Source organism: Leifsonia sp. NPDC014704, assembly GCF_043083605.1.
Lineage (GTDB): Bacteria > Actinomycetota > Actinomycetes > Actinomycetales > Microbacteriaceae > Leifsonia.
Genome location: NZ_JBIBYW010000001.1, coordinates 1,929,093 through 1,954,238 on the forward strand (window position 1 = coordinate 1,929,093; position 25,146 = coordinate 1,954,238).

At 69.7% G+C, this 25,146-nt stretch carries 23 protein-coding genes; 8 read left to right on the forward strand and 15 right to left on the reverse strand.

Annotation, left to right across the window (positions count from 1 at the left end):
• Positions 1 to 37: 37 nt before the first annotated feature.
• Positions 38 to 418, forward strand: a complete 381-nt coding sequence (locus ACF1AJ_RS09375) for a DUF2255 family protein (RefSeq protein ID WP_391507070.1) — start codon at positions 38 to 40, stop codon at positions 416 to 418.
• Between the two features lie 56 nt (positions 419 to 474).
• Here the strand turns inward: ACF1AJ_RS09375 and ACF1AJ_RS09380 are convergent, their stop codons facing one another.
• Positions 475 to 1,365 (reverse strand): NAD-dependent epimerase/dehydratase family protein, encoded by an 891-nt coding sequence (locus tag ACF1AJ_RS09380; RefSeq protein ID WP_391507071.1) that lies wholly within the window; start codon positions 1,363 to 1,365, stop codon positions 475 to 477.
• A gap of 66 nt (positions 1,366 to 1,431) precedes the next feature.
• On the opposite strand from ACF1AJ_RS09380, the gene ACF1AJ_RS09385 reads away from it, so the two are divergent.
• From ACF1AJ_RS09385 to ACF1AJ_RS09405, 5 genes are all read left to right on the forward strand, one after another.
• Positions 1,432 to 1,776: a metalloregulator ArsR/SmtB family transcription factor gene (locus ACF1AJ_RS09385; protein WP_309856844.1), complete on the forward strand. Its 345-nt coding sequence runs from the start codon at positions 1,432 to 1,434 to the stop codon at positions 1,774 to 1,776.
• A gap of 59 nt (positions 1,777 to 1,835) precedes the next feature.
• A complete protein-coding gene (locus ACF1AJ_RS09390; RefSeq protein WP_391507072.1) occupies positions 1,836 to 2,285 on the forward strand; it encodes an iron chaperone in 450 nt (149 codons plus the stop codon).
• Positions 2,286 to 2,375: 90 nt separating this feature from the next.
• A complete protein-coding gene (locus ACF1AJ_RS09395; RefSeq protein ID WP_391507073.1) occupies positions 2,376 to 2,942 on the forward strand; it encodes a hypothetical protein in 567 nt (188 codons plus the stop codon).
• Between the two features lie 64 nt (positions 2,943 to 3,006).
• Positions 3,007 to 3,834, forward strand: a complete 828-nt coding sequence (locus ACF1AJ_RS09400; protein ID WP_391507074.1) for a helix-turn-helix domain-containing protein — start codon at positions 3,007 to 3,009, stop codon at positions 3,832 to 3,834.
• On the forward strand, positions 3,831 to 4,655 hold the full coding sequence (locus ACF1AJ_RS09405; protein ID WP_391507075.1) for an aminoglycoside phosphotransferase family protein: 825 nt from the start codon (positions 3,831 to 3,833) through the stop codon (positions 4,653 to 4,655). Before ACF1AJ_RS09400 ends, ACF1AJ_RS09405 begins: the two co-directional genes overlap by 4 nt.
• Before the next feature lie 26 nt (positions 4,656 to 4,681).
• Here the strand turns inward: ACF1AJ_RS09405 and ACF1AJ_RS09410 are convergent, their stop codons facing one another.
• From ACF1AJ_RS09410 to ACF1AJ_RS09470, 13 genes are all read right to left on the reverse strand, one after another.
• A complete protein-coding gene (locus ACF1AJ_RS09410; RefSeq protein WP_391507076.1) occupies positions 4,682 to 6,580 on the reverse strand; it encodes a helicase HerA-like domain-containing protein in 1,899 nt (632 codons plus the stop codon).
• A gap of 5 nt (positions 6,581 to 6,585) precedes the next feature.
• Positions 6,586 to 7,308 carry a phosphatase PAP2 family protein gene (locus ACF1AJ_RS09415; RefSeq protein WP_391507077.1) on the reverse strand — a complete coding sequence of 241 codons (723 nt, stop codon included), beginning with the start codon at positions 7,306 to 7,308 and terminating at the stop codon, positions 6,586 to 6,588.
• A gap of 123 nt (positions 7,309 to 7,431) precedes the next feature.
• Positions 7,432 to 8,661 carry a multidrug effflux MFS transporter gene (locus tag ACF1AJ_RS09420; RefSeq protein ID WP_391507078.1) on the reverse strand — a complete coding sequence of 410 codons (1,230 nt, stop codon included), beginning with the start codon at positions 8,659 to 8,661 and terminating at the stop codon, positions 7,432 to 7,434.
• A gap of 367 nt (positions 8,662 to 9,028) precedes the next feature.
• Positions 9,029 to 10,207: an ROK family protein gene (locus ACF1AJ_RS09425; RefSeq protein WP_391507079.1), complete on the reverse strand. Its 1,179-nt coding sequence runs from the start codon at positions 10,205 to 10,207 to the stop codon at positions 9,029 to 9,031.
• A 94-nt stretch (positions 10,208 to 10,301) separates the two neighbouring features.
• Positions 10,302 to 12,548 (reverse strand): alpha-xylosidase, encoded by a 2,247-nt coding sequence (gene yicI / locus ACF1AJ_RS09430; RefSeq protein WP_391507080.1) that lies wholly within the window; start codon positions 12,546 to 12,548, stop codon positions 10,302 to 10,304.
• 16 nt (positions 12,549 to 12,564) lie between these two features.
• Positions 12,565 to 13,461, reverse strand: coding sequence for a carbohydrate ABC transporter permease (locus ACF1AJ_RS09435; RefSeq protein ID WP_391507081.1), 897 nt, complete (start codon positions 13,459 to 13,461; stop codon positions 12,565 to 12,567).
• Positions 13,461 to 14,426: a carbohydrate ABC transporter permease gene (locus ACF1AJ_RS09440; RefSeq protein WP_391507082.1), complete on the reverse strand. Its 966-nt coding sequence runs from the start codon at positions 14,424 to 14,426 to the stop codon at positions 13,461 to 13,463. The genes ACF1AJ_RS09435 and ACF1AJ_RS09440 overlap by 1 nt, the downstream gene beginning before the upstream one ends.
• Before the next feature lie 104 nt (positions 14,427 to 14,530).
• A complete protein-coding gene (locus tag ACF1AJ_RS09445; protein WP_391507083.1) occupies positions 14,531 to 15,841 on the reverse strand; it encodes an ABC transporter substrate-binding protein in 1,311 nt (436 codons plus the stop codon).
• Positions 15,842 to 16,055: 214 nt separating this feature from the next.
• Positions 16,056 to 17,258 (reverse strand): ROK family protein, encoded by a 1,203-nt coding sequence (locus tag ACF1AJ_RS09450; protein ID WP_391507084.1) that lies wholly within the window; start codon positions 17,256 to 17,258, stop codon positions 16,056 to 16,058.
• Positions 17,259 to 17,310: 52 nt separating this feature from the next.
• The gene (locus ACF1AJ_RS09455; RefSeq protein WP_391507085.1) at positions 17,311 to 18,408 is read right to left on the reverse strand and encodes a Gfo/Idh/MocA family protein; all 1,098 of its coding nucleotides are present in this window, start codon (positions 18,406 to 18,408) and stop codon (positions 17,311 to 17,313) included.
• Positions 18,393 to 19,085 (reverse strand): ThuA domain-containing protein, encoded by a 693-nt coding sequence (locus ACF1AJ_RS09460; RefSeq protein ID WP_026307058.1) that lies wholly within the window; start codon positions 19,083 to 19,085, stop codon positions 18,393 to 18,395. The genes ACF1AJ_RS09455 and ACF1AJ_RS09460 overlap by 16 nt, the downstream gene beginning before the upstream one ends.
• 89 nt (positions 19,086 to 19,174) lie before the next feature.
• Positions 19,175 to 20,362, reverse strand: a complete 1,188-nt coding sequence (locus tag ACF1AJ_RS09465) for a Gfo/Idh/MocA family protein (protein WP_391507086.1) — start codon at positions 20,360 to 20,362, stop codon at positions 19,175 to 19,177.
• A gap of 89 nt (positions 20,363 to 20,451) precedes the next feature.
• A complete protein-coding gene (locus ACF1AJ_RS09470; protein ID WP_391507087.1) occupies positions 20,452 to 21,456 on the reverse strand; it encodes a LacI family DNA-binding transcriptional regulator in 1,005 nt (334 codons plus the stop codon).
• A gap of 119 nt (positions 21,457 to 21,575) precedes the next feature.
• Here ACF1AJ_RS09470 and ACF1AJ_RS09475 point away from each other — a divergent pair, with 119 nt between their 5' ends.
• Complete coding sequence (locus ACF1AJ_RS09475) at positions 21,576 to 22,547, forward strand: acetylxylan esterase (RefSeq protein WP_391507088.1); 972 nt, start codon at positions 21,576 to 21,578, stop codon at positions 22,545 to 22,547.
• A gap of 195 nt (positions 22,548 to 22,742) precedes the next feature.
• Here ACF1AJ_RS09475 and ACF1AJ_RS09480 read toward each other — a convergent pair whose 3' ends face one another.
• The gene (locus ACF1AJ_RS09480; protein ID WP_391507089.1) at positions 22,743 to 23,741 is read right to left on the reverse strand and encodes a LacI family DNA-binding transcriptional regulator; all 999 of its coding nucleotides are present in this window, start codon (positions 23,739 to 23,741) and stop codon (positions 22,743 to 22,745) included.
• 110 nt (positions 23,742 to 23,851) lie between these two features.
• Between ACF1AJ_RS09480 and ACF1AJ_RS09485 the strand changes: the two genes are divergently transcribed.
• Complete coding sequence (locus tag ACF1AJ_RS09485; protein WP_309856792.1) at positions 23,852 to 25,138, forward strand: extracellular solute-binding protein; 1,287 nt, start codon at positions 23,852 to 23,854, stop codon at positions 25,136 to 25,138.
• The last annotated feature ends 8 nt before the right edge of the window (positions 25,139 to 25,146 follow it).

The following is a 25,146-nucleotide window of genomic DNA, read 5'->3' on the forward strand; positions in this document are numbered from 1 at the left end:
ATCCCATGCCCGGTCGCAGCGACCTAGGTTCGAGAGAATGGACGAGCGAACCTGGACACCCGACGAGCTGCACGCCATCGCGGCGACCGACGACTTCCACATCGCGCCCTTCCGGTCCGACGGCGTCACGCTCGGCACCCTCACCTGGATCTGGTCGGTGGTCGTCGATGACGGCGTCTACGTGCGCGCCTACAACGGGACGGGTTCGCGCTGGTACCAGTCGGCGCTGGCGCAGCGCGCGGGGCGCATCACCGCGGACGGCATCCAGAAGGACGTCGCGTTCACGCCGATCGACGACACGGCCCTCAACGACCGGATCGACAGCGCCTACGAGGCGAAGTACGGTTCGAGCCCCTACTACCCGCCGATGGTGACCGCGAAGACCCGGGCGGCCACTGTCCGGGTCGACCCGCGCTGATCGGTCCCTGACCGCGGCCCCGGGAGGGTCGATCAGTGCGCGAGCGCCCGGCGCCGTCAGCCGACGGCGCGCACGATCCGCAGGTCGTCGAGCGAGAAACGGCCATCGGGCATTGCTGCGCGGATGCTGTCGTCGCTGAACGGTCGTGATGGCCGCAGCTCGGGCGGCAGCTCGGGGGCGTGCGGTGCCGACTCGGCGACACCCTCCGCGAGCATCCGCGCCTGCGCCTTCGCCACCAGCGGCACCACCATGGTCCACTCGGTCAGCTGCGCCAGCGCGCGGATCGTCCAGACCGGCGCCGGGAAGAAGATCGGACGGCGGCCGGCGACGCGCGCGATGCGGCGAACGGCCTCGCCGAGGGTGAACTCCTCCGCCCCCATCACGGCGACGGTCGGTTCCGCGACCCGGCCCTCCAGTGCCGCCACCAGTACGTCGACGGCGTCGGCGACCGGGACCGGGCGCACGGTCCGCTCGCGGAAGCCGACGGTGGCGAAGGCGGGAAGCGTCCGCACCGCCCGGGTCACGTGGTCCACCATGTGGTCGCCCGGGCCGTAGACCATGCTCAGTTTCAGGATGGTGTGGTCGGTCCCCGAGGCGCGGATCAGCTCCTCGGCCGCCCACTTCGACTCGTGGTATCCCGAACCGCAGTCGGGCCGTGCCCGCAGGAAGCTGACCATCACGATGCGGCGCACGCCGGCCCGCCGCGCTGCCTCGATCACCGCTCGGGTGCCGTCGATGTGGATGCGCTGGAACGTCTGGTCGCCGATCTCGCGGTTGATCCCGGCGCAGTGCGCGACCGTGTCGCAGCCCGCGAAGGCCTCGGCGAGCGCATCCACGTCGTCGATCTGGACTCCGGTGCGTCGCGAGACCACGATGGCCTCATCGCCGAGACGCTCGGCGAGGTGGCGGCCGATGAAACCGGTGCCGCCGGTGATGGCTGTCCGCATCTCTCACTCCTTCGCTTATTAGCAATGTAGCTAAACTGTATATAGCAATGGTGCTATAGTGCAAACATGACAGACTCAGCGAGCGACATCTTCGCAGCGCTGGCCCACCCGACCCGGCGGCAGATCCTGCAGGACCTGAAAGACGGGGAGCTCGCGGCCGGCGAGATCGCGGCCCGCTTCAACGCGACAGGGCCGACCATCTCCCGGCACCTCAGCGTGCTGCGTCAGGCGGGTCTCGTCACCGAACGACGGGATGCGAACCGCATCCTCTACTCGCTGGCCGGGGAACGGCTGGCGCTCTCGGTCGGCGACTTCCTATCGACCGTCTGCCCGGAGCAGATCGTGCTGCGCGAGGTCCGCAAGCGGGGCACCGCACGGACCGACGGGAAGAAGTCGGCAGCGACCGCATAGCGGTCAGCTGAGCAGTTTCGGAGAAGCGCCGCAGACCCTGTCCGCTCTACGGTCGGACTATGACGAAGACAACCGAGACCTCATCCGCGGCTCCCGCCTTCACTGACGAGGAGCGCGCCGCCATGAAGGAGCGGTCGAAGGAGGTGAAGACCGCGCGCAAGGGCAAGACCACGCGCGAGGACGATACCCGCGACCTGCTCGCCAAGATCGCCGAGCTCCCGGAGCACGACCGATCACTTGCGGAGCGCATCCACACGATCGTCACCGAGACGGTGCCGGACGTCTGGCCGAAGCTCTGGTACGGGCAGCCCGCCTACGCCATCGGCGGCAAGACGTTCTGCTTCTTCCAGCCCGCGTCGAAGTTCAAGACGCGGTACTCCACACTCGGCTTCAACGACCCGGCGAAGCTGGACGACGGGCCCATGTGGGCGACGGCGTTCGCCATCCTCGACCTCGGGCCGGAGGAGGAGCAGCGCGTCCGCGAACTGGTGGGCAGGGCCGCCGGCTGATCCTGCGGGCGGCGGTGCCGCCCGTCCCACGAATGGGTGTCCCCCAAAATGCCGCTACCGGACGTGTGCGGTTTGGGCGAGGCTCGTCTGGTGAGTGAACCAGCCGAGGTGGGGACGGATGTGGCAGTAACCCCTGAGACCGTCCTCCGCCCGCACCGGCACCTGTTCACACGCGGCATCGTCGCGGTGCTGGCCCTCACGACACCGGTGTTCGCCGTCCTCTACTGGCTGACCATCCCCTCCGGCGCCTGGGTGTTCGTCCTCATCGCGCACCTCGTCGTGATCGCGGCGACGGTCGTCGGCGTGGCCTCGTTCCTCAACACGACCATCAGCTATGGGCCGGACGGCGTGCGCGAGCGCGGATTCTTCGGGCGGACGGTGCACGTCGGTCACGGCGAGGCGGGCGCGGTGATCCTGGTTCAGGTCTACGAGCGCAGCACCCTCGACGTCCTCCCCCAGCTCTTCGTGGCGTCACCCGAAGGTCGGCTGCTCATCCGCATGCGTGGCCAGTTCTGGTCGGCGGACGACATGGAGCGCATCGCGGAAGAGCTGGATGTGCCGGTCACCCGGCCGGAGGAGCCCATGACGCACGGACAGCTGCGTCGGGCGTGGCCGCGCCTCCTGTACTGGTTCGAACGCATCCCGGTCGGTCGCTGAGCCACCCGAGCGCTGCCCGCCGGAGCCCACGTCATGCGCCGAGCCGGCGTGCCAGGATGACAGGGTGACGCCGCGCACCGAGGTCGAACCGCGCAGCAAGGGCCTGCTCACTCCGAGCCGTGTCGCCCCGGCCGCGCCCGTATCCATCGCGCGGCATGCCGCCGAGGGACGTGCAGCCGCGTTCGTGCGGCACTACTGGCTCCCCCGCTGGCAGCTCCCGGACGGGACGAGCATCCGACAGGACGTGCTCGAGTACCCGACGGCGAACCTCGTCGTCGAGGAGCGGTCCGCCGCGCTGTACCGGGCGCACCGCGGGATGAGCTCCCGCACCTTGGAGGGCTCGGGATGGGCGCTCGGCGTGCTCCTTCATCCCGGCGTCTCGCAAGGTTGGACCGGCGCATCCCTGCGCGGTCTGCCGCCCGTCGTCCCGCTCGACCGGCTGCCGATCGGGAAGGGCGCAGCGGGGATGGTCGCCGCTGTCCGCGAGCGCATGGCCGGCGACGACGACGCGGGCGCGATCGCGGCCTTCGAGGCGTGGCTGGACGGCATCCCGGAGCCCGACGGGGACGCCCGCCTTGTGGACCGCATCGTCGCAGCGGTCGAGGGCGACCGCACCCTGCTCCGCGTCGAACAGCTCGCCGACCGCTTCGGGCTCGGCGTCCGGCACCTGCAGCGCCTGGTCGCGGGCCACATCGGCTTCGGGCCGAAATGGCTCATCCAGCGCTACCGGTTGCAGGAGGCGGCGGCCGCGCTGCGCTCGAGCGCCCCTCCCTCCCTCGCAGATCTCGCCGCCGAGCTGGGCTATGCCGACCAGGCGCACTTCAGCCGGGATTTCACGTCGGTCATCGGCGCGACCCCCGGCGCCTACGCCGCGGCCGAGGGGCAGGAGTGACCGACCTCGACGCCGCGCTGTCGCCGTGGCGCGAACGTTGGCGACTCGACCCCGACGGGGCGGCGTTCGCGACACCGTCGAGCGTTCTGCAGCCCGTCCGGCACCGTGGGGAGCCCCTCTTCCTCAAGGTCGCGACCGCTGAGGAGGAACGGGCGGGCGGAGCCGTGATCGCCTGGTGGAGCGGCGAGGGAGCCGCGGCCGTCGTCGAAGCCGACGCGGATGCTGTGCTCCTCGAGCGTGCGACCGGGGCCCGCAACCTCGGGCAGCTCTCGCGCTCGGGCGCCGCGGGCGACGACGAGGCGACGCGCATCCTCTGCCGGGCCGGTCGCCGGCTTCACGCAGCGGGAGCCGGGCAGCGGCCGGACGGCCTCTTCGACCTCCGCCGCTGGTTCCGCGACCTCCTGCGCCGAGGGAATGCGGCCGGCGGCGAGCTGTTCGACGTCGCCGCGCAGGTCGCCGAGGAGCTGTTGCGGCATCCCGTCGGGGACGTCGTGCTGCACGGCGATCTGCACCACGGCAACGTACTCGACTTCGGGCCGCGCGGGTGGCTCGCGATCGATCCGAAGCCCCTGCACGGCGACCCCGGTTTCGACGTGGCCAACATCCTCTGCAACCCCGACCCCGCGACGGCGCTCGCGCCAGGACGTCTGGAGCGCGCGGTCACGGTGATCGCTGCGGAGACGGGCTGGAGCGAGGACAGGGTGCTGCGCTGGGCGCTCGCCTGGGGTGCATTGTCCACGGTCTGGGCGGAGCAGGACGGCGCCGCGCACGCCTCGGCGGCCGGGGTGGCGCAACGGGCGCGAACGCTCCTCGGGCTCTGAGCCCGGCTCCACGTTCCGGCCGCGGCTCAGCGGCGACGGCGGGTGCCGAAGATGCCCTCGACCACGCTGCCCAGGATGTCGCGGGTCGCCTTCGAGCCGAGCACCTGCTCCAAGACGGTCTTCGACGAGCCGGATGAGGTGCGCCGCGTCGTGCTGCGCGGCGAGGTCTGGCGCAGGATCCGGTCGTACTCCTTCTGCGCGGCGCGCTCGGCCGCCTCGCGCGCCTTCGCATCGGCCTTCGCCTGCGCTTCGGCTGCCTTCTGCGCCTCGGCGGCCGCCTTGACCGCGGCCTCGTCAGCGTCCGCTTTCGCCGCGGCGGCCGCGGCAGCGTCCAGCTTGCGGCCGAGCATCTCGCGGGCGGAGTCGCGGTCGAGCGGGGTGCCGTACTTCGCTTGCAGCGGGGAGGCGGCGATCGTCGCATCCACCTGCTGCTCGGGAGCCGGAGACATGGAGCCCTGCGGTGCGCGGAGGCGCGTCCAGGCGACCGGCGTCGGTGCGCCCTTCTCGTTCATGACCGTGATGACGGCCTCACCGGTGCCGAGCGATTGCAGCACCTGGGCGAGGTCGTAGCCGGAGGTCGGATACGTCGACACCGTGGCCTTCAGCGCTTTCGCGTCGTCCGGTGTGAACGCGCGCAGCTGGTGCTGGACCCGCGAGCCCAGCTGCGCGAGCACATCGGACGGGACATCCTTCGGCGTCTGGGTGACGAAGAAGATGCCGACGCCCTTCGAGCGGATGAGGCGGACGGTCTGGGTGATCGCCGCAAGGAAGTCCTTCGAGGCGTCCCGGAACAGCAGGTGCGCCTCGTCGAAGAAGAACACCAGCTTCGGCTTGTCGAGGTCGCCGACCTCGGGGAGGTCGTTGAACAGGTCGGCGAGCAGCCACATCAGGAACGTGGAGAAGACGGCCGGTTTGTCCTGCACGCCGGGCACCTCCAGCAGGCTCACGACGCCCGTGCCGTCAGGTGCCGTGCGGAGGAACTCGGCCGTGTCGATCTCCGGCTCGCCGAAGAAGGCCTCGGCGCCCTGGTCGGCGAAGGCGATCAGCTCGCGCAGGATGACGCCGACGGTCGCGCCGGAGAGCCCGCCCAGCCCCGTCAACTCCTCCTTGCCGTCGTCGCTCGCCAGATAGGTCAGCACGGCGCGCAGATCGGCGAGGTCGAGAAGCGGCAGCCCCGCCTGCTCCGCGTAGTGGAAGACCAGCCCGAGGCTCGACTCCTGCGTCGCGTTGAGGCCGAGCACCTTCGACAGCAGCAGCGGTCCGAACCCGGCGACCGTCGCCCGGATCGGCACCCCGCGGCCGACGCCGCCGAGTGAGAAGAACTCGGTCGTCGCCGCGTGCGGTGCCCAGTCCTGGCCGATGCCGCGGGTGCGTTCGAGCAGCTTGTCGTTCGCCTCGCCTGGTGCCGCGATGCCGGAGAGGTCGCCCTTGATGTCGGCCGCGAACACGGGGACACCCGCCGCCGACAGCTGCTCGGCGAGCACCTGGAGCGTCTTGGTCTTGCCGGTGCCGGTCGCTCCGGCGACGAGGCCGTGACGGTTGGTCATGGCGATCGGGATGCGGATCGGCACATCCGGCAGCGGGTCGCCGTTGACGAGGGCGCCGAACTCCAGCACGTCGCCCTCGAACGCGTAGCCGGCACGGATCGTCTCGACGGCTGCGGCATCCAGGGGGCCGGAGGTCGGCGGCGGGGCGGTCGTGGGCGCCGCGGATCCGGGTGTCGAGGTCGACGCTGCTGATGCGGTCGCCGCGGCCGCCGCGGTCGAAGCGGCCTCCCGCAGCGACGCGGCCTGAGCCTCCGCCGCGGCCGACGCCTCCTGCGCCCTCCGGACGGCCTCGGCCGCCTCCGCCTGCAGCCGCTCGGCCTCCTCGGCCGCCGCCAGTGCTTCCGCCTGCGCCTTCGCCAGCGCGTCCGCGTCGCTCATGCGGCTCACTCTACTGGCGCGTGACGGTGTGCGAGCCAGAAGGGATGCGGCTCCGCGGCCTCTCTCGCGAGGCGGTGCGCGAGCGGTGTCCAGACGATCACGGCGACCCCGGCGCCGAGCAGCAGCCCGCCGATCGTGTCACTGATCCAGTGCGCGCCGAGATAGGTACGACTGACCGCCATGAGGACCGCCCACACCACCCCGAGAATCCACACCCACACCCTCGGGAACAGGATGCCGAGCACGACCACCATCGTCGCCGCATTCGCCGTATGCCCGGATGGGAATGAACCGGTGTCGGCGTTCACGAGGATCTCCGTCGGCCGCGCCCGACCAACGGTGTGCTTGATCAGCTGGACGCAGACGACCGACAGCACGCTCGCAATGGCGAAGAACGCGGCGCCCCACGGCCTTCGGAACGCGAGCAGCATCAGGAAGATCAGGACGGGGATGACCACCGATCCGAGGATGCTGCCGCCGACGTAGTTGAAGAACAGCGCCGGTCCGAGCCAGAGCGGGGAGCGGTGCTCGACGATCTCGCCCATCCATTCGGCGTCGATCGCGAACGGCTCCCGGGGGCGGAGCGCGATGATCAGCCCGAGTCCGACCACGACGACCACCGCGACCGACCCGGCGACGACGGGCCACCTCCGCGTCACCCGGGCCGCTTTGACGACGTCGTGTCCTTCGGCGTCCTCGGGCGGCGGAACGGGATGCGGTTCTGTCATGCGCCCAAACGTACCCGCGCCGGCATGTCCGCCCCACCGTCGAGTACACGAAAACTGCACACGAATCGCCGCGCGCGCGTGCAGTTTTCGTGTACTCGACGGTGGGGCGGTGGGCGGTCGGCGCTAGTGGGCCAGTTGCGGGACGCTGCGCGGACGGACGACGATCCACAGTGAGGCGATCGAGACGAGCGCGCAGACGGCCATGACCGCGCCCATCGGTGCTGCGCTGCCGACGCCGAGGATGCCGACGACCGGCGACACGATCCCGGCGATGCCGAAGTTGGCCGCACCGAGCAGGCTCGCGGCCGTCCCGGCCTCGTGACCGTGGCCGTTGAGCGCGAGCACCTGGACGCACGGGAAGCCGAAACCGCAGGCGGCGATGAAGAACCACAGGGGGATGACGGTGCCCCACAGTCCGACGTGCGACTGGTCGAGCACCACGATGGTCACGGACGCCACGAACATGACAACGGTGGAGCACGCCAGGATCCACTGCGGGCCCACGTACTTGGTGAGGCGCGCGGACGACTGGACGCCGATGATAATGCCGATGGAGTTGATCGCGAACAGCAGCCCGTACTCCTGCGCGTTGAACTGGTAGATCTCCTGGAAGATGAACGAGCTCGACGAGAGGTAGGAGAACAGGCCGGTGAAGTTGGCGGCCCCGACGATCGCGATGCCGACGAACACGCGGTCGCTCAGCACGGCCTTGTACCGCTGGCCGACCGTCGAATGCCCGGCGTCCTGGCGCCGTGCCTTGGGCAGTGTCTCCACGATCCAGAGGGCGACGCAGATGATGACGAACAGGCCGTAGCCGGCGAGCACGACGAAGATCCCGCGCCACGGCATGACGAGCAGCAGCCAGGAACCGAGCACGGGCGCCAGCACCGGCGCGAGGCCGTTGACGAGCGCGAGGCGGCTCAGCATCCGGACCAGCGGACGCCCGCCGAAGAGGTCGCGGACCATGGCCATCGCGACGACGCCGCCCGCCGCGGCGCCGATGCCCTGCAGGGCGCGCGCGACACCGAGCAGTTCGACGTTCGGGGCGATCGCGGCGGCCAGGCACGCGATGATGTGCACCCCGGTTGCGACCATGAGCGGCGTGCGCCGGCCGATCTTGTCCGACCACGGGCCCACCAGCAGCTGGCCGACGCCGAAGCCGATCGTCGTGGCCGTGAGGGTCAGCTGGATGGCGGCGGTGGAGACGTTGAAGTCGTTCTGCAGCGTCGGCAGCGCGGGCAGGTAGGTGTCGATCGTGAACGGGCCCAGTGCGGTGAGCGCGCCGAGGATCAGGATGTAGGCGAGGCGCTGGCGACCGGAGAGCGAGTCTCCGGGATGCACGACGGTGGTCACGAAAGGGTCCTTGGCAGGTCGAGGTGGATGAGGCCGCGCCCGCCGTCGGACGCAATGAGAACAGCACCGCGGGGAAGCGGTGCTGTCGGGAGTGGTGGTTCGAATCGATTCGATTGATCGACTACAAGGAATCCTATACCGTGCAGGCCCCGAATGTGAACGTGCGCATTGACTTTCCGTTCGCCCAGATTCGTGCCGAATGTGCGTTATGGCGGCGACAAAGCGCACATTCGGCACGAATGTCCGCCCTGCCTGCCCGCTTGAAGCGCAGATTTGCGCCAAATCTCGGTTGTGGAGGCGCCAAAACGTAGATTTGCGCCAAATCTTGCGGAAGAGGGGCGGAGGGATGCGGTCAGGTCAGGTCAGGTCAGGATGCGGGCGCGGCCAGCAGCGGACGGAACGCGAGTTCGGCCGCGCCGATCATGAGGATGTCCGCGCCGAGCCCCGCACGCACGATCGAGAGCCGCTCGGCGCTGGCGGCGAGCGCCTGCTCCCCCACGAGGCGCGGCAGCCGCTCGGGGTCGAGCGCGTGGAGCGCACCGAGGAACCCGCCCAGCACGATCAGCTGCGGGTCGAAGACGTTGGTGGCATTGCGCAGCGCCGTCGCGAGGAAGCCGACCTGGCGGTCGACCTCCGCCGTCACGGCCGGATCCCCCGCCGCGATCGCCGCCGATAGCGCCCGGTCGAGCTCCTCGGGGTCGGCCGCATCCATCCCGAGCACGCGCAGCAGCGCACCCTGGCTCACCTCGGTCTCGAGGCAGCCGATGGCGCCGCAGTGGCAGCGCACGCCTGCCGAGTTGACGAGCGTATGCCCGAGCTCACCCGCATACCCGCTGATCCCGGTGAGCGGCGCGCCGCTGACGATCACCCCGGCCCCGATGCCCGACGCGCCGCCGTTGAGGTACACCAGGTCGCTCGCGCCGCGTCCTGCGCCGAAGAGGCGCTCGGCGTCGGCGCCGAGGCTCGCATCGTTGGCGGCGAGCACGCGGTACCCGGTCGCGGCGGCGAGTTCTGCGGCGAACGGCTCCTCGGCCCATTCGAGGTGGGGAGCGAGCCGCACGACGCCGTCCTCCTCCCGCACGAGCCCGGGAACCGCGACGCCGATCCCGACGACGCGCGAGGCCTTGGCGAGGTCGGCGCGCAGTCCATCGACGACCGCCGCGGCGATCGCCACCGCCTCCGCGGCCGAGGGGATATGCCCGGTCGGGTACCGCACGCGCCGATGCACGGTCGCATCCAGACCGACCACGCCCACGGTCACCGCGTCGATCTCAGGGTTGATGGCCAGCGCGACGACGCGGCCGTCCGGCGCGACGACCGGAGACGGCCGCCCGACCCGGTTGCTGAGCTCCGGCTCGCGCTCCTGCACGAGGCCCAGCTCCGCCAGCTCGGCGACGAGGGCACCGACGGTCGACCGATTCAGCCCGGTCGCCTGCGTGAGCGCCGAGCGGGCCAGCGGGCCCTCGCGGTGGACGAGCCCGAGCACGGTCGCAAGATTGTGCCGCCGCACCGTGTCGAGGTTCGTCCCCGTCGCCCTGCCGTTCATTCTCCGCGTAACTGTACCGTCGGGGCGGGGCTCCGGTGACGCGGGCGCCAGGCGCGCGCCCACGTCACCGGTCCGCCGGGCCGGATGCTCCGGCTCAGTCGAGGGTCGCCGTCCCCGACTCCGAGGCCGCAGTGCGGCCGGTGACCGCATCCCGCAGCGTGAAGGGATTCCCGCTCGGCCCGGTCGCGGTCAGCGCCTCGCCGCGACGGGTCACCGTGTAGTCGGCGACCTCGCCGTCGGGGGTCGTCACCGTCACGGTGCGCTCCCCGTCCGGTCCGGGATAGACCGCCAGCGTGAGGTCGGTGCGGTAGTCGTAGTCCGGGCGGTCGTCGCGGCCGCCGAGCGGCAGGACGGCCCCTTCGCGCACGAACAGTGGGATGCTGTCGAAGCCGTGGGTCTCGCGCAGCCAGCGTCCGCCCTCCACCGTGCGGCCCGAGAAGTACTCGGTCCAGGTGCCGTCGGGCAGGTAGAACTCGACCTCGGACGGCGAGAACACGGGCGCGACCAGCAGGTCGGCTCCCAGCATGTACTGGCGGTCGAGGTAGTCGACGGCCGGGTCGCCCGGGAACTCCAGCTGCATCGGCCGCATGACCGGCGTCCCGGCGACGTGCGCCTCCTGGCCCGCGGCGAACAGATACGGCATCAACCGCAGCTTCAGCTTCGTGAACAGGCGGGTGACCTCGACGGCCTCCTCGTCGAATGCCCACGGCACCCGGTACGAGTCGCTGCCGTGCAGGCGCGAGTGGCTCGACAGCAGCCCGAACGCGGTCCAACGCTTGAAGACGCCCGGGTCGGGGGTGCCCTCGAAGCCGCCGATGTCGTGACTCCAGAAGCCGAAGCCGCTCAGCGCCAGCGAGAGACCGCCGCGCAGGGTCTCGGCCATCGACTCGTAGCTGGAGGTGTTGTCCCCGCCCCAGTGGACCGGCAGCTGCTGCCCGCCTGCCGTGGCCGACCGCGAGAACAGCACCGCCTCGCCGACACCTTTCGCCTCCTGCAGCACCTCGAACACGGCTTCGTTGTAGAGCTGCGTGTAGAGGTTGTGCATGCGCTCGGGCGACGAGCCGTCGAAGTAGTCCACCTCGAGCGGGATGCGCTCCCCGAAGTCGGTCTTGAAACAGTCGACGCCCTGGGCCACCAACCCTCGCAGCTTGTCCTGGTACCAGCGGGTCGCATCCGGGTTCGTGAAGTCGACGAGGCCCATGCCGGCCTGCCAGAGATCCCACTGCCAGACATCACCGTTCGGTCGCTTCACCAGGAAGCCCGCCTCGGCCGCCTCCGCGAACAGCGGCGAGCGCTGCCCGATGTAGGGATTGAGCCATACGCAGACCCGGAGGTCTTTGTCGTGCAGGCGCGCGAGCATCCCCTGGGGGTCCGGGAACGTGCGCGGGTCCCACTCGAAGTCGCACCAGTTGAACTCGCGCATCCAGAAGCAGTCGAAGTGGAACACCGACAGCGGCAGGTCGCGCTCGGCCATGCCGTCGATGAAGGAGGTGACGGTCGCCTCGTCGTAGTCGGTCGTGAAGCTGGTGGACAGCCAGAGGCCGTACGACCAGGCAGGAACCGACGCCGGCCGGCCCGTCAGTGCGGTGTACCGCTCCAGGATCTCCTTCGGCGTCGGGCCGTACACGAGGTAGTACTCGAGGGTCTCGCCGGGCACCGAGAACTGGACGCGCTCCACCGACTCCGACCCGATCTCGTACGAGACGTGGCCGGGGTGGTTGACGAGCACGCCGTAGCCGCGGTTGGTCAGATAGAACGGGATGTTCTTGTACGCCTGCTCGCTGGAGGTGCCGCCGTCGGCGTTCCAGATGTCGACCACCTGGCCGTTCTTCACCAGCGGTCCGAAGCGCTCACCCAGGCCGTAGACCAGCTCGCCGACGCCGAGCGCCAGCTGCTCGTGAACGAACGTGCCCTCGCCGTCCACGGTCATGTAGCCGAGCGATTTGTGCCCGCTCGAGGTGAGCACGCGATCCCCCGCTGAGAAGGTGAGCGACCACGGCGCGCCGCGCTTCACCGTCGCCGTCAGGCCGCCGGTGGTGAGCACGCCCGCCGCGTCGTCGACGGACACGTGCGCGTGCCCCTCCTCGACGTTGAGATCGAAGCCGCGCTCCGGCCGCGTGCCCTGCCAGTGGTCGACGCGGACGCCGACCACGCCGGGCAGCGGCGAGGTGAGCGTGACGGTCAGGGTCGGGCGGTTGAGGGTGTCGCCCCGGCGCTCGATGACCTTGGCGGGTGCGGTGATCGTGATGCTGCCGCCGCCGGCGACCACGTCGTACGCCTCCTGAGCGTAGACGGGCGTGACGCCGTCGCGCAGCATCCAGAAACCATCGGTGAACTTCATGCGGTGACTGCTCCGGTTACTTGACCGCGCCGGCAGTGATGCCGCGGGTCAGGGTGCGCTGGAAGATGAGGAAGAAGACGAGCGTGGGGATGAGGCCGAGCAGCGCCGACGCGGATGTGGTGGTCACATCCATCAGCCGGTCGCCTTGCAGGGCGCTGATCGCGACCGGGACCGTCTGGTTGTCGTTGGACACAAGGAAGGTCAGCGGGATCAGGAACTCGTTCCACGTCCAGATGAAGAAGAAGATGAGCAGGACGCTCAGCGTCGGGCGCGAGATCGGGACGACGACCCGCCACAGGATGCGCCAGCGGCCTGCGCCGTCGAGCGACGCGGCCTCCAGCACCTCCTTCGGGAAGGTGCCGTACACGCTCGACAGCAGATAGGTGCCGAATGCGCTCTGGATCACCGTGAAGATGATGATGACCGCCCACGGATTGTCGTACAGGCCGACCTGCTTGAACATGAAGTACAGCGGGTAGAGCAGAGCCTCCTGCGGCAGCATGTTGGCCAGCAGGAACAGCACGATGATCCAGGTGCGCGCCTTCACCCGGCCGATGCCGAGCGCGTAGGCGTTGAGGACCGACAGCACGACCGACAGCAGGGCGACCATCCCGGAGATGAAGATGGAGTTCCACAGCTTCTCGGGGAAGTTGACGCGGTTCCAGAAGTTGACGATGCCGTCCGTGTAGAACGACGTCGGCAGCTGCAGCGGACCGCCCGAGTTGTAGTCGGCCGGGCTCTTGAACGAGTTGATGAGGATCAGCAGGAACGGGAACGCGATGCCGATCCCGATGAGGATCGCGACGACGAGGATGACCCAGTCGGTCACGGTCTTGCGCGGCTTCTGCCGCTTCAGCCAACGGGGCTGGGCCGTCGCCGCATCCGTGCGGGGGCGCTCGATGGTGGTCGACATCAGATCTGGTTCTCCCTGCGCTCCGCGCGGTTCTGGGCGATCATGAAGAGGACGGAGACGGCGATGATGACCACCGTCAGCGCGGTCGCGATCGTGGCGCCGTATCCCACCTGCTGGCTCTGGAAGAACTCGCTGTAGGAGTAGTAGCTGGGCACCATGGTCGCCGTGCCGGGGCCTCCGCGGGTCAGCGTGTAGACCGGGCCGAAGACCTTGAGGGCCGCGATGGTGCAGGTCAGGGTGACGACGAAGATCTCGGGCCGGATGATGGACACGGTGATCGAGCGGAACCGCTGGAACCAGTTGGCGCCATCGAGCTCGGCCGCCTCGTACAGCTCGGGGTCGACCCGCTGGAGCGCCGCCATGAAGATGACGACCGGGTAGCCGATCTGCACCCAGACCATCACGGCCATGATGGAGGCGAGCGCCGTGTCCGGGCTGCCCAGCCAGTTGTGGGCGAACTGCCCCAGACCGACGGCCTGCAGCATGGTGTTGAGCGCGCCGTTGTCTGGCCGCAGGATCCAGCCGATCACGATCGCCGCGATGACGACGGGCAGGATCTGCGGAAGGTAGTAGGTGGCCCGCAGGAAGCTGGCGAGCTTGCCGCCGAACTTCTTGCCGACGAGATCGAACAGCATGGCGGCGAGGATGAGGCCCACGAGGGTCGGGATGACGACCATCGCGATGATCATCGCGATCGAGTTGCCGAACGATGTCCAGAACTTGTCGTCGCCCATCAGCCGGACCCAGTTGTTCAGCCCGATGAACTTCGGCGGGCGGATGCCGCGGTAGCTCGTGAAGCTGAGGTAGACGTTCCACACCAGCGGGACCAGGACGATCACCGTCAGCAGGACGAATCCCGGCAGCAGATACAGCCAGAACCGGCCGTGCCCTCGGCCGGGCACCAGCGCTTCGCTCTGCGCCCTCCGCTTGCGCCCTTCCGGCGCGCGCACGCTCACGTCGACCATGCGTTCTCTCCTTTGCGTTCCCTCGTGGCCATCCGCTCCGGAGTTTTTCGCCTCAACACGCCGATTGGGGGCGGAAAAACTCAGGAGCGGATGGCCTGGGAGTGTTACTGGTTGACGATCTGGTCGACGCCGTCCTGGTACTCGGAGCCGAGCTCCTTGTTGACCGCGGACGGGTCCTTCGTGCCGTTGATGAGCTCCTGCAGACCGGCGTTCAGCTGGTCGTAGAAGGTCGGCGTGGGCCAGTCGGGGTAGAACGCGATGCCGTCCTCACCGGTGAGGGCGTTGAAGTTCGCGATGAGCTCCTTCGACTTCTCGTCGGTGATGTCGCTCAGCTTCGCCGCCACCGGGATGCCGCCGTTGTTGCCGAGGATCGCCTGGATCTTAGGCCGCATGGTGATGTCGATGAACTTCTCGGCGAGGCCCTTGTTCTTGGCCTTCTCCGGGACGACCCACATGTTGCCGGCCGAGCCGGGCGAGAGCTTCGCGCCGGGGAAGAGGAACGTGCCCCACTGGTAGTCCTTGATCTCCGTCTGGAAGCGGCCGTACCACCAGCTGCCCGAGAAGAAGATCGGGTACTTGCCCGAGATGAACGCAGTGCCGGCGTCCTCGGCCTTCAGGCCGGAGGCGTCCTTGGAGATGTAGCCCTTCTGCACCCACTCGTCGACCGTCTTGGTGGCGGAGAGGAGCTCGCTGCCCTGCCAGTTCAGCTTGCCCTTGTAGAGCTGGTAGTCGTCGACGAAGGAGCGGTCGGCCTTGGTCAGTGCGAGCTGGTACCAGAGCTGTCCGAGCGGGTACTCGGCCGCCGACTCGGCGAGCGGGGTGACCCCGTTGTCCTTGAACTTCTGCAGCGCGGCGACGAACTCGTCCTGCGTCTTCGGCACCTCGATGCCGTACTTCGCGAACATGTCCTTGTTGTAGTAGACCTCGACGTACTCGCCGTAGTTCGGGATGCCGTACCAGGAACCTGCGCCCATGATTCCCTTGTCGTCGTAGCGCGACGTGGTCTGCAGGCTCGGCGCGAGCTTCTTGTCCCAGCCGTACTTCTTGACGGCGTCGTCGAGGTTGCTGAGCAGGCCCTGGCTGGCGAGGAGGCCGGCGGTGGCGTTGCCCTTGTTGTACTCGAGGATGTCGGGGGCCTGGTCCGAGTTCAGGACCTGGGACGCGGTGGAGCGGATCTGCTCGAAGGCCTTCGCCTCGAACTTGACCTTGGCTCCGGTCTCCGACTCGAACTCCTTGATGGCCTCGTTCCAGGCCTTGCCCATCGCCGAGTCTTCGCTCTCGAAGTGCCACAGGGTGAGGGTCTTGCCCTTCCCGTCGGTGCTGTCGGACGACGAACCGGACGTGCCGGAGCATCCGGCGAGCAGCAGGGCACCGGCGGCCAGAACGGCGCCGATTGCGAGGTGCCTCTTGCGCATCTGTTACCTCCTTGTAGTGGAGTGGACGCGCGTCTGCAGGCCTCGCAGCCACTCCGATGCATTTTGTTGGTGAACACAACATAAGCGACGAGAGAAGTGAACGCAAGTCTGCGTTTGGATGCTAACCCGCATAATTCCTGGGTAGAACAGTTAGTTTCCGGCAACAACATACGGGCCGTTACGGGCGCATTCTCGCCCGGCGGCACCCGCGGGCTCAGGCAGCGGCGAGAGCTCGGGCGGGATCCGCGATCAGGTCCGCCAGCACCAGTTCGGCCGCGCCGATGAGCAGCTGGTCCGTCCCGAGTTCCGCCTCGACCACGGTGACGCCCTCTCTCGCCGAGTGCACGACATCGTCGAGGAGGTCGGGTGCTCCGTGCGCGCGCGCGCCACGATAGAGCGCCGCGAGGAAACCGCCGAGCACGAGCAGCGAGGGGTTGAACACGTTGACGGCATTGCGCGCCGCGATCGACAGCAGTGCGTAGTCGCGCTCGATCACGGCGAGCGCCGTCGGGTCCTTCGTGGCGACCAGCCGGTCGGCGAGGGATGCGGCCTCCGCCGACGCGAGGCCCACCGCCGCCAGCAGCTCCGCCTGGGTGACCTCGGCCTCCAGGCACCCGCGCGATCCGCAGGAGCAGTGCCGGCCGTCCGACCGGACGAACGTGTGCCCGAACTCCCCCGCGTACCCGGCGGCACCCGTCAGCAGACGGCCGCCGCCGATCGCGCCGCCGCCGATCCCTGACGCTCCGCCGATCATGTACACGAGGTCGTCGACGCCGCGCCCGGCGCCGAACGCGCTCTCGGCCCGCAAGCCCAGGACGGCGGCGTTCGCCGCCCAGACCCGGTACCCGGTAGCGGCGGAGAGCATCCCGGCCAGCGGTTCGTCCACCCAGCCGAAGTGCGTCGCCTCCCGGACCATGCCGTCCGATAGCCGCACCTGGCCGGGAACGGCGACGCCGATCCCGGCGATGCGGATGCCCGACTCCCCCGCCAGCATCCCGGCGATGCCGGCAGAGGCCAGGGTGACGGTCTCCGCGGCCGACCGGGCCGACGCGGTCTCGATGCGGACCCGCTTGAGCACACGGCCGCCGAGACCGACGAGGCCGACGATCACCGCATCCACTTCGGGGTTCACGGCGACGGCGGCGACGCTGCCCGAGACCCGGACGACCGGGCTCGGCCGGCCGGCCCGCCCGCCGCCGGGTGTCTCGTCCACCTCGACCAGGTCGAGGGCGGCCAGCTCGGCCACCAGGTCTCCGACCGTCGATCGGTTCAGCCCGGTCAGGCGCGTCAGGTCGCTGCGCGACAGGGCGCCGTCGCGGTGCACCAGACCGAGCACGGTCGCCAGGTTGCTGCGGCGCAGTGCGTCCGTGGCGCCGCCCGAGGACGGGCGCACGGTGCTCAGCTCGGATGCGGACATGGAATGACCATAACGCGCGGCGAACGGCCGCCCGGTCACCGGGTTCGCTCGTTCACCAGCTCTCGGGACGCGCACCCAGCGGCACCGGGGCCGGCCGCTCGACGGTCGACGAGAGCTCCACCACGGTGTGCGTCGACCCGGCCCGGATCACCGACTCCATGATCTCGAGCACGTGGAAGGCGAGCTCGCCGGAGGCCCGGTGGGGGCGGTCCGTCTCGATCGCCCGCGCCATGTCGGCGAGACCGTAGCCGCGACCGGCGTCCGCGTAGCCTGCGGCCACCGGCACCTCGTGGAACTCCCGATCGTCCGCCGTCGCCAGCTCCACCGGGTCCGAGAACATGTTCGGGTCGGGGACGGCGATGGTCCCTGCGGTCCCGTACACCTCGAACTTCGGCGTGCGCGTCGCCCACACCTCGAACGAGACGGTCACGGTCGAGATGACGCCGGACGCGTGCTCGAGGAGGGCGGTGACGTGGGTGTCCACCTCCACCGGGATGGTCGAGCCGGCGAGCGGGCCGGTCGCGACCGTGCGCTCGCGCGTCGACCGGCCGGTCGCTCCCGACACCCGCACAACCGGACCGAAGAAGCTGACCAGGCTGGTCAGGTAGTACGGCCCCATGTCGAACAGCGGGCCGCCGCCCGGCTGGTAGTAGAACGCCGGGGCGGGATGCCACAGCTCGTGACCGGGGGCGCTCCAGGCGACGGCCGCGGCGACCGGGTCGCCGATCCGCCCGTCGTCGAGCAGCGCGAGCGCGGTCTGGATGCCGGTTCCCAGCACGGTGTCCGGAGCACTGCCGATCCGCAGGCCCTGCGCAGCAGCCCGCTCGAGGACAGGCGCCGCCTCCGCGGTCGAGAGGGCCAGCGGCTTCTCGCCGTAGACGTGCTTGCCCGCTGCGAGCGCGCGAAGGGCGACCTCGGCGTGCGCCTGCGGGATGGTCAGGTTGAGCACCGCGTGCACGTCGGGATGTGCGAGCAGCTCGTCGACCGAAAGCCCGAGCACGCCCTGCTCGGCGGCGACCGCGGAGGCGCGCTCCACATCCAGGTCGGCGACGGCGGTCAGACGCAGGTTCGGCAGCTGCGGGAAGTGCTCGAAGTACTGCCGGCTGATGTTGCCGACGCCGATGACGCCGATGTTCAACGGGACGCCCACAGCATCCCCCTCTCGATGATGGTGCGGACGGGCTGGCTCTCGACGATCTCCAGGCGGTGGCCCGGCGCGGAGACGAAGATGCGGCCCTTGCCCCACTGCCGGGTCCAGATCGCCGGCGCGGTGACCGGCCGATTCCACGCATCCCAGGGGCGGACGCTCTGGGTCGTCGTCGCGAGGACGTCGTTGTACTCGTCGCTGAGCACCCAGTACTGCTCGGTGACCAGGTCGAAGTCGTCGATCCCCTGCGTGATGGGATGCGTCCGGCCGTAGTCCGTGATGTGCACGGTGTACGGGATGTAGTTGTCCGACTGCTCGCCGACGCGCTCGGCCGGATCCTTGCCCGCGTGATGGGCGAACTGCCCGCCGATCATGTGCAGGTAGTCGGCGTTGTTGCGGTATGAGTCGGCGATCCCGCCGTGCCAGCCGGCCATCCCGGTCCCGTTGAGCACGGCCCGCTGGAGGCCGCGGAACTCAGGCTCCTCGATCGTGTTCATGGTGTTGACCTGCACGACGAGGTCGACGGTGTCCATGAAGGCGTCGTCCGCGTAGACGGCCGTGCCCTCCTCGACCCGGGTGTCGAAGCCGTTCTCGCGCAGGAAGGGGAGGAACAGCTCCGTGGTCTCGACGGGCATGTGCCCATCCCATCCTCCGCGGACGATCAGTGCCTGCTTGCTCATGCTTCCTTCCGGTGGTCGCCGCCGGCTCCTGAGTTTCTCTGCTTTTCGCACGCCATTCGGCCGAAAAACTCAGGAGCTGCGGGCGTGGTTCAGGGGATCGGGGTCCAGGCGCTGCCGTCGGCGGCGCTGCGCTCGACGGCGTCGAGTACACGCTGGATGTGGAGGCCGTCGGCGAACGACGGCTCGGGGTCGGTGCCGGACGCGATGGCGGTCACCAAGTCGACGACCTCGTGGCTGAATGCGTGCTCGTAGCCGATGGCGTGACCGGTCGGCCACCAGTTGGCCATGTAGGGATGCTCGGGCTCGGTGACGATGATCCGCGTGAAGCCCTGCTCCCCGGCCGGAGCGGTCGCATCGTAGAACTGCAGTTCGTTCATCTCCTCGAGGTCGAACGCGATGGCGCCGCGCGATCCGCTGAGTTCGATGCGGAGCGCGTTCTTGCGGCCGGTCGCGTACCGGGTGGCCTCGAAGGCTCCGATGGCGCCGTCCGCCTCCCCGCCTTCGAGCCGGGCGGTGAACCAGGCGGCGTCATCGACGGTGACCTTCCCGCGCTCGGTGGATGCGGTGCCCGAGAGTCCGACGCCCTCGCCGAGCAGCGGGCGCTCCTCCACGAAGGTGGTCAGGGTCCCGGAGACCGCGCCGAGGTGGGAGCCGGTGAGGTGCTCGATGAGGTCGACGGCGTGCGCCCCGATGTCGCCGAGCGAGCCGGAACCGGCGAGCGCCTTGTCGAGGCGCCACGTCATCGGGCCGTCCTCGTCGCGCAGCCAGTCCTGCAGGTAGAGCGCGCGCACCTGGCGGATGGCGCCGAGGCGGCCCTCCTGAACCAGGGAGCGGGCGAAGCCGATGGCCGGCACCCGGCGATAGCTGAACCCGACCATGGAGCGGATGCCGCGGGCGGCGGCGCGCTCGGCGGCGGCGGTCATCGCCTCCGCCTCCGCGACGGTGTTGGCGAGCGGCTTCTCGCAGAGCACGTGCTTGCCGACGTCGAGGGCGGCGATCGCGATCTCGGCGTGGCTGTCGCCGGGCGTGCAGATGTCGACGACGTCGATGTCGGGGTCGTCGATCACGGCGCGCCAGTCGGTCTCGGCGCGCTGCCAACCGAACCGGCGGCGCGCATCCTCGACCCGCGCCGCGTCGCGTCCGACGATCACGGACATGACCGGCTCGGCGGGGAGGTCGAAGAAGCGGGGTGCGGTGCGCCAGCCCTGCGAGTGCGCTGCGCCCATGAACCCGTATCCGATCATGGCGACCCGGAGCTGCGGCTTGTCGTCGGTCATCGTCGGCCCTTCGTCTGGCGGTACCCGTGCGACGGTAGTTCGCGCTCGACGAGCGAGGCAAGTTTCCCGACGGTGTTGGAAAACTTTCGTCAGGTGGTGGGCGCTGCCGTCGACCCACGCTCGACCAGGGCGGTCGCGAGCTCCAGCCGGGTATTGTCCACATCGCCGGCGCGGAGGCGCAGCGCGAGGCGCGTCGCCTCCTCCGCCATCTCCTGCAGCGGTTGCCGCACGGTCGTCAGCGGCGGACGCGCCCACGCCGCGGACGGTGCATCGTCGAAGCCGACGACCGACACATCCCGGGGAATGTCGAGGCCGAGCGCGAAGGCGGCGTCGTACACGCCGAGCGCCTGCATGTCGTTGCCGCAGACGATCGCGGTCGGGCGGTCCGGCGACGCGAGCAAGCTGCGGCCCTCCCGTTCGCCGTCCTCGCGCGAGAACCCTCCGCCGCCGATCTCCGACGGCACCGGGAGACCCGCCTCCTGCATCGCGGACTGGTAACCGGCGATTCGAGCGCGCGAGCACATCAGGTCGGCCGGCCCGGCGATGGCGGCGATGCGCCGGTGGCCGAGCGCGAGGAGGTGGCGGGTCGCCGCGACGCCTCCCGCCCAGTTCGTCGCTCCGATCGCGGGAACGTCGGCCGGAGGATCGCCCGCCGGATCCACGACGACGAACGGGATGTTGCGGGTGCGCAGCTGGCGCCGATGGTCGGCCGTCAGATTGGAGAACTGCAGCACGATCGCGATCGGCTTGCGGCGGAGCACCCCGGTGATCAGCTCGTCTCCGACGGCGTGGTAGTCGCCGATTGTCGACAGCGTCATCGCCAAACCGTTCTCACGCGTGACGCGCTCCACGCCGCGGATGACCTCGACGGACCACTCGCTGCCCAGGTCCTCGATGACGAGTTCGACGGTCTCTCCGCGTTCCGCATCCACACCGCGGCGGGCGTACCCGGAGTCGTGCAGCAGCTCCTCGACGCGTCGGCGGGTGTCGGCGGACACGCCGGGGCGGCCGTTGAGCACCTTCGACACCGTCGAGAGCGACACGGACGCCTCACGTGCGATGGCCTCCAGGGTGGGGCGTGTCGGAGCGGGCATGCAGCCACTGTCGCACACGCGGCGACTCGTCCGGCCGCTGCGACGCTCGGCCCTGGCTGTGTCACAATGACGCCCAGCCTGCTGCCGTTCGTGCGAAAACCGTTCAGAAAGCGAGACCGATGCCGCTCACCGACCTGACCCACTCCGAACTGCTCGCCTTCCGCCCGGAGGTCGAGGAGCCCGCCGACTTCGACGCGTTCTGGGAGCGCACGATCGCCGAGGCGCGGGCCGCGGGCGGCGTGCCGGAGCTGACCCCGGCCGACTCGCCGGTGACCCAGCTGCGCATCGACGACCTGGTCTTCCCCGGGTTCGGAGGGGAGCCGGTGCGCGCCTGGGTGTCGCGGCCGCTGCACGACGACGGGCCGCTCCCCGCGGTCGTGCAGTACCAGGGGTACGGCGGCGGCCGGGGGCTGCCGGGCGAGAACGTGGCGTGGGCGCTGGCCGGTTACGTGCACGTCTTCGTCGACACCCGCGGACAGGGCAGTGGATGGGGCAGCGGCGGAGACACGCCCGACCCGCACGGCTCGGGTCCGGCCACTCCGGGCGTGATGACCCGGGGCATCCACTCGCCGGAGACGTACTACTACCGCCGCGTGTTCACGGACGCCGTGCGGGCCGTGGACGCCACGCGGTCGCTGCCGTTCGTCGACCCTGACCGCATCGCTGTGACGGGCGGCAGTCAGGGCGGCGGCATCGCGCTCGCGGCGGGTGCGCTTGCGGGCGGTGTCCGTGCGGTGATGCCGGACGTCGCCTTCCTGTGCGCGTTCCGGCGCGGCGCGGAGGTCGCGGCGGGTGGACCCTTCCTGGAGCTCGCCACCTACCTGTCGGTGCATCGCGACGAGGTCGCTGACGTGTTCCGGACCCTGTCGTACTTCGACGGGGTCAACTTCGCCCGCCGCATCCACGCGCCCTCGCTGTTCTCGGTGGCGCTGATGGACACGGTGGTGCCGCCATCGACCACCTTCGCCGCGTACAACCACCTCGCGGCGTCCGACCGCGCGATCGAGGTGTACCCGTTCAACGACCACGAGGGCGGCGGCGGCGCCCACTGGCGCACGCAGGCCGCCTGGCTGGCCCCGCGCCTCCGCTGACCCGCGGCGCGCCCCCTGCCTCTCTCTCTCCCCCCCGGACGATTTGCGCCAAATCGCGGTTATCACGCCGCGTAAGCCACGATTTGCGCCAGATCGCGGCGGGACCGGTGCCGGACCATCCCGTCGAGAATGCGCTGATTCGTGCCGAATGTGCGCTTTCGGGGCCGGAAAACGCACATTCGGCACGAATGTGCGTCAGGAGGGCGGAGCGGTGGTCGCGCGGCGCACCAGGCGGGTGGGGAGGCGGACGTGGATGCGCTCCGGCGTCTCCCCGCTCATCAGCCGGATCAGGAGGTCGGCGGCTGTCGCGCCCAGGCCCTGCATCGGCTGCCGCACGGTCGTCAGGGGCGGGCTGAATTGCGACGCCTCAGGGATGTCGTCGAAGCCGACCACCGAGAGGTCGCGCGGCACGTCCAGGCCGAGCTCGGCCGCGACCTCGATGACCGCGATCGCCGAGATGTCGTTCGCCGCGAACACGGCCGTCGGGCGGTCGGCCCGCCGCAGCAGCGGTAGTGCCACTTCGCGCACGGTGTCGTGCTCGTAGCGGCCCACGGCCACCAGCGACGGATCGAACGGGATGCCCGCCTCACCCAGCGCGCGGCGGTATCCCGCGTCGCGCAGGCTCGACGAGCGCAGGTCCGGACGACCGGCGACGAAGGCGATCCGGCGGTGGCCCAGCCCGATCAGGAAGGCGGTCGCGTTGCGCGCGCCGCCGAAGCTGTCCGACTCGACGGTGGGCAGATCGGCGCGACCGGCGTGCGGGTCGATGGCCACCATCGGGACGTCGGCGTTCGCGTTCACGACCGTCGGAGTGACCATGATCACGCCGTCGATGAGCGTGCCGCTGAGCCGGCTCAGCGACCGCCGCTCCCATCCCTCGCTCGACGGCTGGCGTGACCCGCTGTAGGCGAGCAGGTCGTAGCGGGAGTCGTGGAGCGCCGCGCCGACGCCCTTCAGGATCTCCGCGGAGAACGGCTCGAAGTCGGCGACGAGCACTCCGATGACGCCGGTGCGGCGAGAGCGCATGCTGCTCGCGACGAGGCTCGACTCGTAGCCGAGCTCCTGCACCACCTGCAGCACGCGCTCCACCGTCTCGACGGCGACACCGTAGCGGCCGTTCACGGCCTTCGACACGGTGGCGACCGAGACGCCTGCAGCGGCAGCCACATCGCTGATCGTCGGACGTCGTCCCATGGCGACCGAGCATAGCGTAGAAAAGGTTTTCGAAAACGTTTGACACCGCCCCCACCGCTTGCGACACTTCCGTCGTCCCCACCTCAACGAAGAGAACAGGTTGGAATCACATGAAAGGCACCAAGCTCCTCACCGGGGCCGCCGTCGTGATGGCCGGCGCACTCGCACTCACCGGGTGCAGCGGCGGCTCCGACAGCTCCGGCGACGGCAAGGTCAACATGACCCTCTGGCAGAACTCCACCACCGGCCCCGGCCAGGAGTTCTGGAAGAACGCCGTCGCAGCATTCGAGAAGGCGAACCCGAAGGTCACCATCAAGGTCCAGTCCATCCAGAACGAGGACCTCGACGGCAAACTGCAGACCGCGCTCAACAGCGGCGACGCACCCGACATCTTCCTGCAGCGAGGCGGCGGGAAGATGGCGGCGATGGTCAACGCGGGTCAGCTGATGGACATCACCGACAAGGTGTCGTCCGAGACCAAGAAGAACATCTCCGAAGGCTCGTTCAAGGCCGAGACCTACCAGGACAAGGTGTGGGCCATGCCCATCGCCGTGCTCCCGGGCGGTCTCTTCTACAGCCAGGACCTGTTCAAAGCGGCAGGAATCACCGACGCACCCAAGACCATCGACGACCTCAACGCCGATGTCACCGCACTGAAGGGCACCGGGGTCTCCCCGATCGCCCTCGGCGCCAAGGACGCCTGGCCGGCCGCGCACTGGTTCTACTGGTTCGCGCTGCGCGAGTGCGCAGGGTCGACGATGGAGAAGTCGGCCGACTCGAAGTCGTTCAACGACCCCTGCTGGCTGAAGGCCGCTGAAGACCTCAACGACTTCGCCAAGACCAAGCCGTTCAACGAGGGCTTCCTCACGACGACCGCACAGCAGGGCGCCGGAAGCTCGGCGGGTCTCGTCGCCAACCACAAGGCGGCCATGGAGCTGATGGGCGCGTGGGACCCGGGCGTGATCGCGTCCCTGACCCCCGACCAGAAGCCCCTCCCCGACCTCGGCTTCTACCCGTTCCCGGAGGTTCCGGGCGGTAAGGGCGAGCCCGGCTCGATCATGGGCGGCGTCGACGGCTACTCGTGCTCGGTCAAGGCTCCGAAGGAGTGCGCGGACTTCCTCAACTTTGTCGCGTCGACGGAGCAGCAGGAGGCCTACTACAAGGCCTTCAACGCCCCGCCGGTCAACGCCGAGGCGCAGAAGGTCGTCACCGAGCCGTACCTGAAGGATGTGCTGGCCGCCTACAACGCAGCCCCGTACGTCTCGCAGTGGCTCGACACCGTTCTCGGACAGAACGTCGGCAACGCCCTCAACGTGGCGGTCGTCGACATGCTGGCCGGCAAGAGCGACCCGAAGCAGCTCATCCAGGCGGCCAACGACGCCGCCAAGAAGGGCTGAGGACTCTC